We start from the raw sequence: 13,301 nt of genomic DNA on the forward strand, positions 1-13,301 counted from the left end.
CCACGCCGGTCAAATCGCCTTTAACGTCAGCCATAAAGACCGGCACGCCGCTGGCGGAGAACGATTCAGCCAGTTTCTGCAGCGTAACGGTTTTACCGGTGCCGGTCGCGCCGGTGATCAGGCCGTGGCGGTTGGCCATTTGCGGCAACAGATGAAGTTCGACGTCTGGCGTACGGGCAATCAGTAGCGGGGAAGTCATGATTTTCCACTCTCAGGCATTGGGTTATGCCTGAAGGATAGCAAGCCGGAGCGGCACAGGAGGAGAACTATTCACCAAAAAAAGGCCGCTGCCCGGGGAGCAGCGGCCAGCAACAGTGGTTTACTTCTGCACCTCTTCAAAATTGAGCAGGCTGACCCCGATGCCCTGCTGCAGGTGACTGAGGTTGCTGCGCACCGCCACCTGGGTTGCGCCCTGCAACAGCATGACAAACGGCGAATCCTGCTGGATGCGGGTTTGCAGCCCGGTGTAGAGGTTGCGACGTTTCACCGCATCGCTCTCTCCGGCGGCAGCGCGGGTCTGTGCACTCAGCTCCGGAATCGTCCAGCCGACGCGCCACGCCAGGGTTTTGCCGCCGCCCGGCACGTTATAGGCAAAGGTGCTGGCATTGGTATTGGGATCGATGTAGTCCGCGCCCCAGTAAGTAAAGATGGCCTGAAAGTCCCGGCTGCGCATTTTGCTCCACAGCTCCGATTCCGCCACCGGCTGGATATCAAGCTGCACATCCGCTTTGGCAAAGCTGGCCTGTAGTGCCTGCGCTACATCAATGTAAGGTGGCTGGTTCACCACCGTCAGCGCGATATGGGTGCCAGGTTTGATGCCGCCTTTTTGCAGTATCGCCTGCGCCTTTTTCAGATCGTAATGGAACGGTGTCGTGTTCAGCGCACCATCGAAGCCGTCCGGCAGGAAGCTTTGATGAATGCGGTACTGACCTTTCAGCAGCTGGTTCGCCAGGCTGTCATAGTCAACCAGCCAGCGTGCCGCCTGCCACAGCGCCGGATTCCCCAGCGCCGGTTGCTGCGGGCTTTGGGTGTTAAAGCCCAGGTAGTAAACCAGGCTGGAAGGGAAGGCATCAATACGCACATTGGCGGTGTTCTTCAGCGCGGCAATCTGATCCGGGCCGAGCTGATAGGCGACATCCACATCGCCCTGCTGGATCAGCAGACGGCGGCTGCCCGGATCGGCCACACCTTTCAGCAATACCCGTTTCAGATGCGGCTTCTGGCTGCTGTGGGGATTGGCCTCCAGCACCAGCGCCTGTAGCGGCACAAACTGTTTGATGGCATAGGCGGCGCTGCCGGCGGAGTGCACCTTCAGCCAGCTATTGCCGTAATCGTTGTTGCTGGCGTGCTCTTGCGCCAGTTTGCTGTCGACGATGGAGGAGACCGGCGCGGTCAGCAGGCGCAACGCCAGATCGCTGCCGATCTCCGCTGGCCAGCGCAGCTCAAGCTGGTGGTCGTTGATCACCGTGAACTGTTGATCGATGTTTTCTGGCGTCCAGCCAAATTCACCCAGAATAAAAGAGGGCGCTTTATTGAGTTTTACCGCGCGGGTTAATGAGAAGACCACATCCTGTGCGGTCACGGGATGACCACTGGCGAAGCGGGCCTGCGGATTAAGATCAAACACCAGGCTGTGAGGCGTTTTGCCTGGCTGCCAGCGCGTGGCCGCCAGCGGCGAGAGCTGCTGCGGATTCTGATGATCCGGCTCCAGCAGCGTCTGATAGATATTGCGCAGGCTACTGTTGCTGACGGTCTCAAAACTTTCAGCCGGATCGAAACTGATGATGCCATCAAGCGGAACGGCGACGACCAGCGTGTCGGCAGGCGTGGCGGCGTGTGCCGGGTGAACCAGTGCCAGAGCCGTTAACAGTGACAAGAGTGTTTTTCGCATGGAGAGTTATCCTGAGTCGTTGATAGCTCTACTCTATCGGGCGCCGGATAATCTCCAAATGCGGGTTTCTTATGAGCTTTGCACAATTATTAGCGTAGTCATTCAGGCAAAGAGACAAAATAAGATAATGACGGTCAGTCATTATTTCATTGTCATTTACAGCGGGCGGAATAAAGCCGGTTTTACTCAGCCGATCACAAATTGCGCACAGTCTGATTGTATGACTATCAAAGTCACTATAGTGTTAACGATGAGAATGATTCTCTTGTATGGAAGTATGATATTTTTTTATCGGTTATTTGGCGTGATGATGACAGGGCGAAAATAATATCCTTCATTCCTGCGTTAAAAGAGTTAAATACCCGATGTTTATGCGGTTTTACCCCCTATTTTTGCGCTGTAAATCTTTTACCTCTCCGCAACCCTTTCGCAACACCATGATAAACTTTCACTAAGACACATCTTAAATTCAATTTTTACATTCAGACATATCTATATCCCTAAGATTGCCAGGTTATTAACCGATAAGTTCCGTTAGTCACCGAACCATAATTCTACCTGCCCTTGTCTGTTCTGCCGTCGTCTGTGCCGCGTGCGTTAATCTCTGCGGGGAGTTTTCCGCCTGCACTCAGCCTTTCAGCTTCATAACAAATAAAGCGGGTATTTAGCAGATGAGAGTCGTGCGGATATGCTTTTAGAAAAACCCACCACCAGGCGTAAATTTTTGCTCGGTTCACTGCTGGCGTTGCCATTAAGTGAACTGGTCTTCAAAGGCATTACTGCGGCACAGGCGGCAGAGATGGCCGCACCGGAGTTAGCCGATTACAAACCGATCTTTTTTAGTGCCGATGAGTGGCAGTTTATCCTGGCCGCCACTGACCGTTTGATTCCGGCAGGCGGCAAAGGCAAAGCGCCGGGCGCGCTGGAAACTAACGTGCCGATCTTTATCGATCAGCAGCTGCACAGCGAAGCGTTTGGCAGCGAAATCTACCTGCAGGGGCCGTTCAATACGCAGGCGCCCGCAACCATGGGTTACCAGATCCCGTTCCGCCCACAGCAGATGTATCAGACCGGTATCCGGCTGATTAATCAGTGGTCGCAGAACACCCATCAGAAAGCGTTTCATGCGCTGACGCTGGAAGAGAAAGATGCGGTACTGACCCAGGTAAACAAAAACGAGATCGACTTTGCCGCACTGGGCGAAGCCGATCTTAAGCCTGCGCATTTCTTCAGCCAGCTGCTTTCCGATACCAAGCATGGCTACCTTGCTGACCCGATGTACGGCGGTAATAAAGGCATGAAAGCCTGGATCGCCATCGGCTTCCCCGGCGCGCGTGCCAGCTTCACCGAATGGGTGAAACAGCACAACGTTCCTTATCCGCTGGGTCCGGTCAGTGTGAAGGGCGAACGCGCGTAGGGCGCGTCCACATCAGGTATTTGAAACAGGATTATCATGGCACAGGTTACTAAAAAAGAAGTCGACGTCGTGGTCTGCGGCCTCGGCTGGGCAGGCTCGCTGATGAGCATCGAGCTGGCACTGGCAGGTCTGGACGTGCGCGCCCTTGAGCGCGGCGGCGATCGCGATTATGACGAGTTCGCCTACCCGAAACCGGCGGATGAATACGCCTATGCGGTGCGCAATAAAGTGTTTGCCACCCCCGCCGAAGTGGCGGTCACCGTGCGCTACAACAGCAGCCAGACGGCATTGCCAACCCGTAAATGGGGTGCGTTTGCACCGGGCACCGGCGTAGGCGGTTCCGGCCTGCACTGGACCGCAGTACTGATCCGTCCGACACCAACCGATATCAAACTGAAGACCTATGTCGACGAGGCTTACAAGCCGGGCATTCTGCAGGATGATATGCGGGTGATGGACTTCCCGTTCAGCTGGGAAGAGATCGAGCCTTACTACTATAAATTCGAACTGATTTGCGGCCAGTCGGGCAACACCGGCAACCTGCGCGGCAAAATCCTGGAAGGCGGCGATCCGTTTGAAGGCCCGCGTTCTGAGCCTTATCCGCTGCCTGCGCTGGATGACACACTGAACAACGTGATGTTCAAAGAGGTGGCGACCAAACTCGGTTACCATCCGTTCCCGAACCCGTCGGCCTGTGTGTCGCGTGCGTGGAAGAACCCGTACGGCAACCAGATCGCGCCGTGCAACTACTGCGGCTACTGCAGTAAATATCCCTGCCTGAACTACTCCAAAGCGTCGCCGCAGACCGCCGTAATGGATTCACTGAAGCGTATGCCGAACTTCTCCTATGAAGTGAATGCGGAAGTGATCAAGGTCGTACTGAACGATGATAAGAAAACCGCGAAAGGCGTGATCTACATCGATGCGCAGGGCAACGAGTGCTTCCAGCCAGCGAAAATCGTGGTGCTGAGCAGCTTCCAGCTCTACAACGTGCGTCTGATGCTGCTCTCCGGCATCGGCAAGCCTTACAACCCGATTACCGAAGAGGGTGTGGTAGGGCGTAACTACGCGTTCCTGTCCAACGGCGGCGCGACGCTGTTCTTCAAAGATAAAAACTTCAATCCGTATGCCACGGCGGGCGCGACCGGCCAGATGTTTAACGATATCTCGCCAGGCAATTTCGACGGTCCATCACTCGGCTTCCTCGGCGGCGCGAAGATCCACAGCTCACAGGCGACCGGTACGCCGATCAGCACCGCGCTGCCAAAAGGCACGCCGACCTGGGGCATGGGATACAAGGAAGGTCTGGAGGAGTGGTACGGTCATTCAATGAAGATCAGCATCACCACGACCTGTCAGTCTTACCGCGATATCTATCTGGATCTCGATCCGAACTACAACGATCACCGTGGCCTGCCACTGCTGCGCATGACCTTCAACTGGAAAGAGAATGAGCTGAAGCTGCAGCAGCACCTGAAAGGCATCGTCGGCAATATCGCGAAAGAGCTGAACCCTGACAGCATGAGCATGAGCTTCCTGCCAATGGGCGCGGATTTCGATCTGACCAAATATGTCTCTACCCACAACGTGGGTGGGGCCGTAATGGGCGATAACCCGAAAACCTCGGCGCTGAATAAGTATCTGCAGAGCTGGGACGTGCATAACGTCTTTGTGCCGGGCGGCAACGCTTTCCCGCAGAACTTCCAGGCAAACCCGACCGATACCATCGGTGCGATCACCCTGATGGCGGCACAGGCGATCAAAGATCAGTATCTGAAAAATCCCGGCCCACTGGTACAGGCATAAGCGCATGAATAAGCTGAAACTGAAATCTTTTATCTTTGCCAACGCGGTGCTGTTAGCCAGCGGATTTGCGCTGCCGGTTCACGCCGAAGATGAAGCGCAACTGATTAAGCAGGGCGAATATCTCTCGCGGCTGGGCGACTGCATGGCGTGTCACTCACTGCCTGGCAAGCCTGACTATTCAGGCGGGCTGGCGATTGAGTCGAACCTTGGCACCATCTTCTCCACCAACATCACGCCCGATAAGCAGCACGGTATTGGCAACTACAGCGAGCAGCAGTTCTCGGACGCGGTACGCAAAGGGGTATTACCGGACGGTTCGCATCTCTATCCGGCGATGCCTTATCCTGATTACGCCAAAATCAGTGATGCCGACATTCACGCGCTTTACGTCTACTTCATGAAAGGCGTGCAGCCAAGCGCAGAACAGCCGCCGGAAACCGATCTGAGCTTCCCGTTCAGCCAGCGCTGGGGCATGCGTTTCTGGAACTGGGCGTTCGCCTCGGATAAGCCGTTCCAGCCGATTGGTGGAGCTTCTGAAGAGGTTAACCGCGGTGCCTATATCGTGGAGAGTCTGGGCCACTGCGGCAGCTGCCATACGCCGCGCGGTCTGGGCATGAACGAGAAAGCGCTGGATAGCGGTGACGATACATTCCTGGCAGGCGGCAGCCTGAATAACTGGGATGTGCCGTCACTGCGTGGCCTGCCGCGCTGGAGCGAGCAGGAAGTGGTGGACTACCTGCAGACCGGCCGTAACGATAAAGCGGCGGTGGGCGGCGAGATGACCTCGGTGATTGAGCACAGCAGCTCACACATGACCGACGCCGATCTGAAAGCCATCGCGGCCTACCTGAAGTTCCTGGGCGGCAACCCGCCATTGCAGGCGTACAACGTGCAGGCGCAGCAGGCAACGGAAGCGAAACTCACTGCCGCGAAGAACCTGAGCGAAGGCGAGCGTCTTTATCTGGATAACTGCGGTGCCTGTCACTTCGTGACCGGCAAAGGCGCCCCGGGGATCTTCCCGGAACTGGATCAGGCGACGATCGTCAATGCCAAAGATCCAACCGGATTGATCCACACCATCCTGGCGGGCGCACAGCAGCCTTCCACCGCTAAGGCCCCGTCGAAACTGGCGATGCCAGGCTTTGGTCAGCGTCTGAGTGATGAAGAGGTGGCGCAGCTGGCGACCTTTATTCGCCAGGGCTGGAGCAACACCGCGCCAGCGGTGAGCAAAGATCAGGTTGCTGAAGTGCGTAAAACGCTGAAGTAATCGGAAGCACAGGCACGATCCACTCCGTGCCTGTTTTCATGAGGGATAAGGTGGTCAATCAGCATTGTTTCTGTGCCTCATAAAACCTGCCTCAATCTGTGAACGGGCTGACACCGCGTCAGCCCGTTCACATCCTGCCAGCCATAAAGGGCACTGACCTCGCAGACCCGGACTTACTTTTTGTTGTGAAGGGTTTTCAGGCGTAGCGGAAGCGCACGTTCCGTCTCTTTACGGTGATAAGGAGAAAGCTTACGCCAGGCCTGCGTCTCCTGACGGGTGCGTCCGCATCCTTCACACCAGCCTGTTTTGCCGTCAAATACGCACAGGTCAATGCAGGGTGATTTCACTGCCATAAAAGCCTCCTGAATCGGGTAAGGGTGAGTAATAGCGGCATCAGAGACTGAGTTTCTGCGCGCGCCATGTTGCAGCCGGAGAAAAAGCGCCGTACTATTCTCTCAATATACTCCCCCCCAGTATACAACCTGCTTCAGCGGAGCGTCGCAATGTCCCATACGTCAAAGAACCAGAAAAGTCTGCTTAACCGTGTACGGCGGATTAAAGGGCAGGCGGCATCGCTGGAGACGGCTCTGGCGTCAGAGGAGTCGTGCCTGAAGGTGCTGCAGCAGGTGGCGGCGATGCGCGGTGCCATTAATGGCCTGATGAGTGAGCTGCTGGAGGGTCACATCCGTGAGCATCTGATGAAGGACGATGCCACTCCACAGGCGCGGAGTGAGGATTTGGAAGAGATCGTAACGGTTATTCGCTCTTATCTGAAGTAGGCAATCCTGCCCACGGCGACCTGACGGGAATATCATGCTCTGGCTCTTCTCAAAATATGCTATCACCGCCTTTATGGTGGTGCTGATCTCTGAAACGGCAAAGCGCAGCGATCGACTGGGTGGCCTGCTGGCGGCGTTGCCACTGGTCACCGTGCTGGTGCTGATCTGGATGAAACTGGAAGGGCAGGCTCAGGAAAAAATCGCTGCTCACGCCTGGTATACCTTCTGGTATGTAGTGCCGACGCTGCCAATGTTTATTCTGTTTCCAATGCTTTATCAGCGCACCGGTTTCTGGATTACGCTGGGCCTCTGTTGCGTTCTCACCATTGTGCTTTTTATTCTGTGGGCGCTGCTGCTGAAGCGGTTTGGTATTACGCTGATGTAAGCCTGTGCAGTGGCGTTGCGGCGAGATAAGCATCCCACCGCACCGCCAGTCCGTAAAACCGGACGGCGCGGAGGGACGCGGGATCAGTGAAAGGTGCGCACCACTTCCAGCACGCCGTTAATGATAAACTGCACGCCCATACAGACCAGTAAAAATCCCATCAGGCGCGATATCGCCTCAATGCCGCTTTTACCCACCAGCTTCATGATGGCACCCGAACTGCGCAGTGAAATCCACAGAATCAGGCTCACCAGCAGGAAGGTCAGCACCGGCGCGACGCTTACCACCCAGGCCGGAAAATCGACGCCGCTTCTTACCGTCGAGGCAGAGGAGATGATCATCGCAATAGTTCCTGGCCCGGCCGTGCTTGGCATCGCCAGCGGCACAAAGGCGATATTTACCGGCTCTTTGGCCCCATCCAGCTCATCCAGTTTCTGCTTTGCTTCGACAGAGTGGCCCGCAGGTTTAGCCGGGAACAGCATCCGAAAACCGATAAAAGCAACGATCAGCCCCCCCGCCATGCGCAGGCCAGGAATGGAGATGCCGAAGGTATTCAGCACCGCGCTGCCCGCGTACCACGCCACCATCATAATGGCGAAGACATAGATGGAAGCCTGGCGCGCCTGTCGGTTGCGCTCCTGGAAGTTCATCTCACCCGCCAGCCCCAGGAACAGCGCCACGGTGGTGAGTGGATTGGCGAGCGGCAGGATCACCACCAGCCCCAGACTGACTGCTTTAATTAACTCCAGCATGACAAATCGCCTTTTCCGTGGTGATTAGTGCTTCGGACGCTCCAGCGCCTCAAGCAGTTCCGGGAAGAAGTCCTGCAGGATTTCAGGCGTCATCAGTTCGGGATACTGCATCAGATGTTCACGGATACGCTCGTTGATGTCCGGCAGCAGACGCTGGGCCGCGGCGCTGGCGGTGATTTTGTGCTTCTTCATAGCGCGCAGCAGATCGCCTGGCAGCGCGTCTTCGTCGTCGGCGTCTTCCACCATCTCCAGCGCGTCCAGCTCGTCGAACATCTCCATCAGCGCTTCGGTCTGCGGCGTGCGCGACTCATATTCACGCGGATGTTCATCTTCCAGGAAACGCAGCATGGCGCGCATTGGCGTGCCGTCTGGCGTGGAAGGCGGCTCGGTAGCGAACCAGCTCAGCAACTGATGCATGGTGACCTGATGGACGCGAAAACCGCTGTCGACCAGTTCATCGGCCAGCAGCTCGGCAGTTTCGTTTTCAATCACGCAGATGTGGGTACGTTTGGGTTCGTACTGCTCCAGCCACTGGTAGATCTCTTCAATCACGCCATCGTCATACTCGAATTTTTTGGTGACATAGCTGTCGTCCTGTTCGTGAACGCAGGCCTGAATCTGATCGGGGTCGAAGTAAAGTGCGATGTTGATGCCTTTCATGCGTGCTGTCCTGTAGAAATCAAAACAACACTATAGCGCTCAACCCCAGGTTAAGGGAATGTCAGGCATCACAGCATGGGGGCGTTTAACGCTCCCCTCAGAGCAGAGAGGGGAGAGAGAAGGGAAGGAGATCAGGAGATAAAGTTTTTGCCCTGCTTCAGCACTACGTCACAGGCTTTGGTTTTCAGCTTCTCACCCATCGGCGAGTTGCTCAGGCTTTGCAGATTCAACTGCTGGCCGTTACCGGTATTCAGCAGACCGGCCACGCCCTGGGTGTAATCGGTTTTCTGTTCCTGCGCAGTGGTGGTGTTTAGACCGAGCTTGCTCAGCACCTGATCTTTTACCGACTGCACATTGTTTTTCACCACGTTATGTTCGACGCAGTACTGCATCACACCAGCGGCGTTGGTCATGCTGTTGGCGCTGACCGCTTTATCGCCGCCACCCAGCATGCTGGTAATAGTAGAAAGCGACATGCCGCCATTCTGCTGCGTGGTGCCGGTGGTGCTGCCGTTGTTCTGCTGGCTAAGCTGCGATGCTGCACTGCTCAGCTGATCCTGCCAGCTTGCCGCTGATGCACTGCCTGCGACCAGAAGTGCCGCCAGTCCCCATCCCCACGCACTGCGTTGTGCTTGCTTCATTTCAACCTCGGTATGTGCTTATTCAGTTTTCCTAAGAAAGGCTGACGGGCAGAAAGTTCCTGACTTCCTTTTATAAAAAGCGTCTTAAATAGCACTTTGGGAATCTTCTGTAACAGGAGCAATAAAATATTCAGATGCTTGTGGGTGTTATTATTGTGTGAAGTGATTTGCTGAAGGCAGTAATAAGCACGTTCCGTGGAAATATTATTTAATATTCTCACGGTATTTATCAGGAATCGTCCTGGTTTAAATTAAAGTTACCGCTTTGCTTATAGCGTGTTTTCTAAGCGCTTGCGTCTGGCTTGGTAATATTTACCTGCGAAATCATATTAATATAACTTCATGTATTTTAATTGTTTCTTATTTTTAGCGTAGCGGTGATTTAAGCCGTGCCGCTGGTTTTTGATGCGATTTTCTGTGCCGTAATTAAATTGAGTTAGCGGAGTTTTTTATTATTCCGGCTTGCGAAATAAGCCAGAATGTTCATGCTTAATCACTGTGTCAGGCAGTTGTGGCAGATATTTAATTTAACGGGGGCGATATTATGGCTGGACAGCCAGAGCACAATAATAATGCAGAGGTCACGCTTAAACTCGCTGAAGAGAAAATAGCCCTGACGAAGCAAAAGATTGTGGATGGACATGTCCGTGTTACCCGTTCCACAACTGAGCATGACGAGGTCATCAGTACACTGCTTAACCGGGAGAAGGTTGAGGTTGAGCATGTAGCGAAAGCGCAACCCGTTGAAACGATGCCCGAAATCAGGGAAGAGAACGGTGTACTGATTGTCCCGGTAGTAGAGGAAGAAATCCAAATCGTCAGAAAGCTGGTGCTTAAAGAGGAGATCCACATCCGAAAAGTGCAGGAGAATGTTCCTTTTCAGGAGGTGGTGACCCGACGTGAGCAGCAGGTGAACGTTGAAAGAGATGACGATCAAATTAGCTAACAGAGAGGAACCTATCATGGCACATGAAAAAATCGTAACACTGTTCGATTCTGCAAATCAGGCAGAGGCCGCGAAAAGAAATCTCGTGAAAGCAGGCTTTTCTGATCGGGACATCAGTCTTATCAGTGGAGAACGTTTGCAGGAGGAAGGACACTCTATCCGCCATCCGAGCATCTGGCAGCGTCTGTTTGGTCACTCAGTTGATAAAGAGCAGGCCGATGTTTACACCAGAGCGATGGACAAGGGCGGCGTAGTGCTGACCATCCGTACTGAGGAGGAGAAGCTGGCTCGCGCCATGACCATTCTCCATTCTCATGACTCGGTGGACGTTCCGTCACGTATGCAAAGCTCGGTTGAGAATGGCACCACCGCGCCGGGTATCAACCCGACGACGGCAGGCAAGCAGTTTGCCGGTGAGACTAATGACCGCCAGGTTGAACCGCGACGAACCTCACTGACCGGTGATGAGAGCGAAGCTGACATTCTGCGTCTCGCCGAAGAGCAGGTGGAAGTGGGTAAACGTCTGGTGAGTGAAGGCTCTACTCGTGTTCGCCGCTATACCGTGACCGATACCGTATCTGAAGATATCTCGCTGCATGAGCAGCACGCCGACATCTTCCGCCGTTCGGTGAATGAACCCGCGCTGGCTGGTGAAGTGGACTGGTCCGAGAAAACCGTAGAAGTTGCTGAGACGCATGAGCAGCCGGTAATCAACAAAACGACCCACGTGAAAGAAGAAGTGGTGGTCCGTACCGACGGCAGCGATCGTACCGAGACGATTAACGACACGGTGCGTCGTCAGGAAGTGGATATCGACCATGCACAAGGTGGTCTGGAGCGCGAACTGCCGGGTACAACCGCAGGGGTAAAACCTGCGACCGCAGCAGCAGGCACACAGTCACCAGGTGCACATAACCGTGACCACAAAGAGAGCCTGACTGAGAAGGTGAGTGAGAAAGCCAGCGAAGTGAAGGATAAGGTCGGAAACAAACTGCACGATCACTCGCATTGAGGCGCTTATCCTGACAACAACAGGCGCTAATGGGCACCGCTGATGCCCGATGCTGAGCATGCAAGATGCAAGAAGGGGCCAACCGAGAGGTTGGCTCTTTTGCGTTGGGGGGGCAGTAAAAACGGACAACGGCGTTATATCTTCTTCGGTATAATCAGGAAATATCTGCGCAGGCCGGGCAGAAATAAAACCTGAGGGAATAAAGTGAACTGTAAACCGATGCTTTTCGTACTGGCGGTGTTCTCCCTGTCGGCTCAGGCCGCCCAGAGCGGAAAAACGCTTGAGCACAAAGACTGGGAAGTTGTCTGTGATAACACCATGACCTGCCGTATTGCGGGTTATGCCAAAGAAGAGGACCCCTCCGGCTCTATCCTGCTCACCCGTGCCGCTGGACCTGCAACGGAGACAGTGGGAGAGGTGACGCTGGGCGACACCGAAGATGACAGCAAACCGGCGGAAAAACTGACGCTGTGGATCAACGGAAAATCAGCTGGCGATCTGGTGGCGGCTGATGACAACTGGCGGCTTTCGGCCAGCCAGACCGCTGCGGTAATCAGCGCCGTCAAAGGCAGCGGTAAAGTCGAATTTAAAGGCGGTACAAAGCCTTTCCTGCTTTCTGGCGAAGGCGCTTATGCCGTGTTGCTGAAAGCGGACGATGTGCAGGGCCGTATCGGCACGCCAGGCGCGCTCACCAAAAAGGGCAATAAACCAGAAAGCAGCGTGGCTAAGGCTGTGCCCGCACCGGTTATTCAGGCGGCAAAAACCCTCAGCGGCGAACCCCGTTTGCTGACCGCACCAGAAATCGACGCGCTGAAAACCCGACTGCTTGCAACGGTCAATCATAATGACGATGACACGTGCGACAGCCTGTATTCACCTGCAGAAAACAGCGATCCGGAAACCGACGGACTGACTCTTACGCCACTGGATGACAGCCACGCCTTGCTTTCGGCGCTCTGCTGGCGAGCGGCTTATAACGAAGGATATGGCTACTGGGTCATTGATAACCAGCTAAAAGGCAAGCCTGAGCTGGTGACCATTTCCGGGTCGGATTACGACAAGGGCGAGATTACCAGTGTGCAGAAAGGCCGGGGGATTGGTGACTGCATGAGTCAGGAAAGCTGGGTATGGGATGGTCAGGCTTTCCGCAAAAGCTATGAGGGCGGGACCGGCATGTGTCGTTATATCCATGCGGGCGGCACCTGGGATCTGCCTACGCTGGTAACGGACGTGAAGGCTGTTTCGGGTTAGAGCTATTGTTTTGCTAATGAAACATGAGTTCTGAAGCGACTGCTTTACGGCGGGCGAGGGTGAGTGAAGAATTTCTGACAAGGATGTCACGCAGTGTCCCGGAGAACCCAAAAGACGGTTTTTTCAGCAGTTGCACCACTGCCTGCGGATAAGGGTTGCGGAAACAGGGGGTAACGGTATAATCCTCAACGTTTTCCGCATACCCTTCAGTGCCGAAGTGGCGAAATCGGTAGACGCAGTTGATTCAAAATCAACCGCCGCGAGGCGTGCCGGTTCGATTCCGGCCTTCGGCACCAGGTATGGAAATTAAAGTCGCTCAAGGGCGGCTTTTTTTGTGTCTGGGATTCCGCGTTGTTCAAGTCCTTCAACGCTTTTTTACTCAATCCTAATCAAGGTGATTTAACCAATCTCCGATTACTGATCACGAAATTAACAACATTACGTTGTATTGATCAACTGATAGTTGATCAAAGAATATATGATGTGTTTATTAA

The 13,301-nt window shown here is 54.6% G+C and carries 14 protein-coding genes and 1 tRNA gene; 9 read left to right on the plus strand and 6 right to left on the minus strand.

Features of this window, described 5'->3' with window-relative positions:
* Together EPG66_RS23065 and EPG66_RS14440 are read right to left on the minus strand one after the other, a co-directional pair.
* On the minus strand, positions 1–199 hold a 199-nt coding region (locus tag EPG66_RS23065), incomplete at its 3' end, for a helicase HerA-like domain-containing protein (RefSeq protein WP_246379374.1).
* A gap of 120 nt (positions 200–319) precedes the next feature.
* Positions 320–1,891 (minus strand): ABC transporter substrate-binding protein, encoded by a 1,572-nt coding sequence (locus tag EPG66_RS14440; protein ID WP_182687298.1) that lies wholly within the window; start codon positions 1,889–1,891, stop codon positions 320–322.
* A gap of 688 nt (positions 1,892–2,579) precedes the next feature.
* Here EPG66_RS14440 and EPG66_RS14445 point away from each other — a divergent pair.
* Genes EPG66_RS14445 through EPG66_RS14455 form a run of 3 tightly spaced genes read left to right on the plus strand, consistent with a single transcriptional unit; the run spans position 2,580 to position 6,381 of the window.
* Positions 2,580–3,308 (plus strand): gluconate 2-dehydrogenase subunit 3 family protein, encoded by a 729-nt coding sequence (locus EPG66_RS14445; protein WP_064704896.1) that lies wholly within the window; start codon positions 2,580–2,582, stop codon positions 3,306–3,308.
* A 36-nt stretch (positions 3,309–3,344) separates the two neighbouring features.
* Positions 3,345–5,114 (plus strand): GMC family oxidoreductase, encoded by a 1,770-nt coding sequence (locus EPG66_RS14450; RefSeq protein ID WP_010251625.1) that lies wholly within the window; start codon positions 3,345–3,347, stop codon positions 5,112–5,114.
* Positions 5,115–5,118: 4 nt separating this feature from the next.
* On the plus strand, positions 5,119–6,381 hold the full coding sequence (locus EPG66_RS14455; RefSeq protein ID WP_182687300.1) for a c-type cytochrome: 1,263 nt from the start codon (positions 5,119–5,121) through the stop codon (positions 6,379–6,381).
* A gap of 173 nt (positions 6,382–6,554) precedes the next feature.
* On the opposite strand, the gene EPG66_RS14460 is transcribed toward EPG66_RS14455, so the two are convergent.
* Positions 6,555–6,734 (minus strand): DUF1289 domain-containing protein, encoded by a 180-nt coding sequence (locus EPG66_RS14460; protein ID WP_115758364.1) that lies wholly within the window; start codon positions 6,732–6,734, stop codon positions 6,555–6,557.
* Between the two features lie 150 nt (positions 6,735–6,884).
* Between EPG66_RS14460 and EPG66_RS14465 the strand changes: the two genes are divergently transcribed.
* Positions 6,885–7,160: a metal/formaldehyde-sensitive transcriptional repressor gene (locus tag EPG66_RS14465; RefSeq protein ID WP_115758363.1), complete on the plus strand. Its 276-nt coding sequence runs from the start codon at positions 6,885–6,887 to the stop codon at positions 7,158–7,160.
* Between the two features lie 34 nt (positions 7,161–7,194).
* Positions 7,195–7,545 carry a DUF3147 family protein gene (locus EPG66_RS14470; RefSeq protein ID WP_163658397.1) on the plus strand — a complete coding sequence of 117 codons (351 nt, stop codon included), beginning with the start codon at positions 7,195–7,197 and terminating at the stop codon, positions 7,543–7,545.
* Between the two features lie 83 nt (positions 7,546–7,628).
* On the opposite strand, the gene EPG66_RS14475 is transcribed toward EPG66_RS14470, so the two are convergent.
* The 3 genes from EPG66_RS14475 to EPG66_RS14485 all read right to left on the minus strand — a co-directional run bounded on the left by EPG66_RS14475 (position 7,629) and on the right by EPG66_RS14485 (position 9,598).
* The gene (locus EPG66_RS14475) at positions 7,629–8,297 is read right to left on the minus strand and encodes a MarC family NAAT transporter (RefSeq protein WP_031592605.1); all 669 of its coding nucleotides are present in this window, start codon (positions 8,295–8,297) and stop codon (positions 7,629–7,631) included.
* 24 nt (positions 8,298–8,321) lie between these two features.
* Positions 8,322–8,957, minus strand: a complete 636-nt coding sequence (locus EPG66_RS14480) for a hypothetical protein (RefSeq protein WP_182687302.1) — start codon at positions 8,955–8,957, stop codon at positions 8,322–8,324.
* Between the two features lie 131 nt (positions 8,958–9,088).
* Positions 9,089–9,598 carry a YjjA family protein gene (locus tag EPG66_RS14485; RefSeq protein WP_010251612.1) on the minus strand — a complete coding sequence of 170 codons (510 nt, stop codon included), beginning with the start codon at positions 9,596–9,598 and terminating at the stop codon, positions 9,089–9,091.
* A gap of 544 nt (positions 9,599–10,142) precedes the next feature.
* Here EPG66_RS14485 and EPG66_RS14490 point away from each other — a divergent pair.
* From EPG66_RS14490 to EPG66_RS14505, 4 genes are all read left to right on the plus strand, one after another.
* The gene (locus EPG66_RS14490) at positions 10,143–10,544 is read left to right on the plus strand and encodes a DUF2382 domain-containing protein (protein WP_060681628.1); all 402 of its coding nucleotides are present in this window, start codon (positions 10,143–10,145) and stop codon (positions 10,542–10,544) included.
* Positions 10,545–10,560: 16 nt separating this feature from the next.
* Complete coding sequence (locus EPG66_RS14495; RefSeq protein ID WP_182687304.1) at positions 10,561–11,556, plus strand: YsnF/AvaK domain-containing protein; 996 nt, start codon at positions 10,561–10,563, stop codon at positions 11,554–11,556.
* Positions 11,557–11,775: 219 nt separating this feature from the next.
* Entirely contained in the window at positions 11,776–12,807 is a 1,032-nt protein-coding gene (locus EPG66_RS14500; protein WP_182687355.1) for a DUF1176 domain-containing protein, read from the plus strand.
* Between the two features lie 211 nt (positions 12,808–13,018).
* Positions 13,019–13,103 (plus strand) — tRNA-Leu (locus tag EPG66_RS14505).
* Positions 13,104–13,301 lie beyond the last annotated feature (198 nt).

It is taken from the genome of Pantoea pleuroti, assembly GCF_014156615.1.
GTDB classification, from domain to species: domain Bacteria; phylum Pseudomonadota; class Gammaproteobacteria; order Enterobacterales; family Enterobacteriaceae; genus Pantoea; species Pantoea agglomerans.

Bases quoted from the DNA above. Each gene is read 5' to 3' on its own strand.
- EPG66_RS14470 (WP_163658397.1), top strand. From the start codon at position 7,195: ATGCTCTGGCTCTTCTCAAAATATGCTATCACCGCCTTTATGGTGGTG.
- EPG66_RS14485 (WP_010251612.1), bottom strand. From the start codon at position 9,598: ATGAAGCAAGCACAACGCAGTGCGTGGGGATGGGGACTGGCGGCACTT.
- EPG66_RS14440 (WP_182687298.1), bottom strand. From the start codon at position 1,891: ATGCGAAAAACACTCTTGTCACTGTTAACGGCTCTGGCACTGGTTCAC.
- EPG66_RS14490 (WP_060681628.1), top strand. From the start codon at position 10,143: ATGGCTGGACAGCCAGAGCACAATAATAATGCAGAGGTCACGCTTAAA.
- EPG66_RS14480 (WP_182687302.1), bottom strand. From the start codon at position 8,957: ATGAAAGGCATCAACATCGCACTTTACTTCGACCCCGATCAGATTCAG.
- EPG66_RS14445 (WP_064704896.1), top strand. From the start codon at position 2,580: ATGCTTTTAGAAAAACCCACCACCAGGCGTAAATTTTTGCTCGGTTCA.
- EPG66_RS14475 (WP_031592605.1), bottom strand. From the start codon at position 8,297: ATGCTGGAGTTAATTAAAGCAGTCAGTCTGGGGCTGGTGGTGATCCTG.
- EPG66_RS14455 (WP_182687300.1), top strand. From the start codon at position 5,119: ATGAATAAGCTGAAACTGAAATCTTTTATCTTTGCCAACGCGGTGCTG.
- EPG66_RS14500 (WP_182687355.1), top strand. From the start codon at position 11,776: ATGCTTTTCGTACTGGCGGTGTTCTCCCTGTCGGCTCAGGCCGCCCAG.
- EPG66_RS14495 (WP_182687304.1), top strand. From the start codon at position 10,561: ATGGCACATGAAAAAATCGTAACACTGTTCGATTCTGCAAATCAGGCA.
- EPG66_RS14460 (WP_115758364.1), bottom strand. From the start codon at position 6,734: ATGGCAGTGAAATCACCCTGCATTGACCTGTGCGTATTTGACGGCAAA.
- EPG66_RS14465 (WP_115758363.1), top strand. From the start codon at position 6,885: ATGTCCCATACGTCAAAGAACCAGAAAAGTCTGCTTAACCGTGTACGG.
- EPG66_RS14450 (WP_010251625.1), top strand. From the start codon at position 3,345: ATGGCACAGGTTACTAAAAAAGAAGTCGACGTCGTGGTCTGCGGCCTC.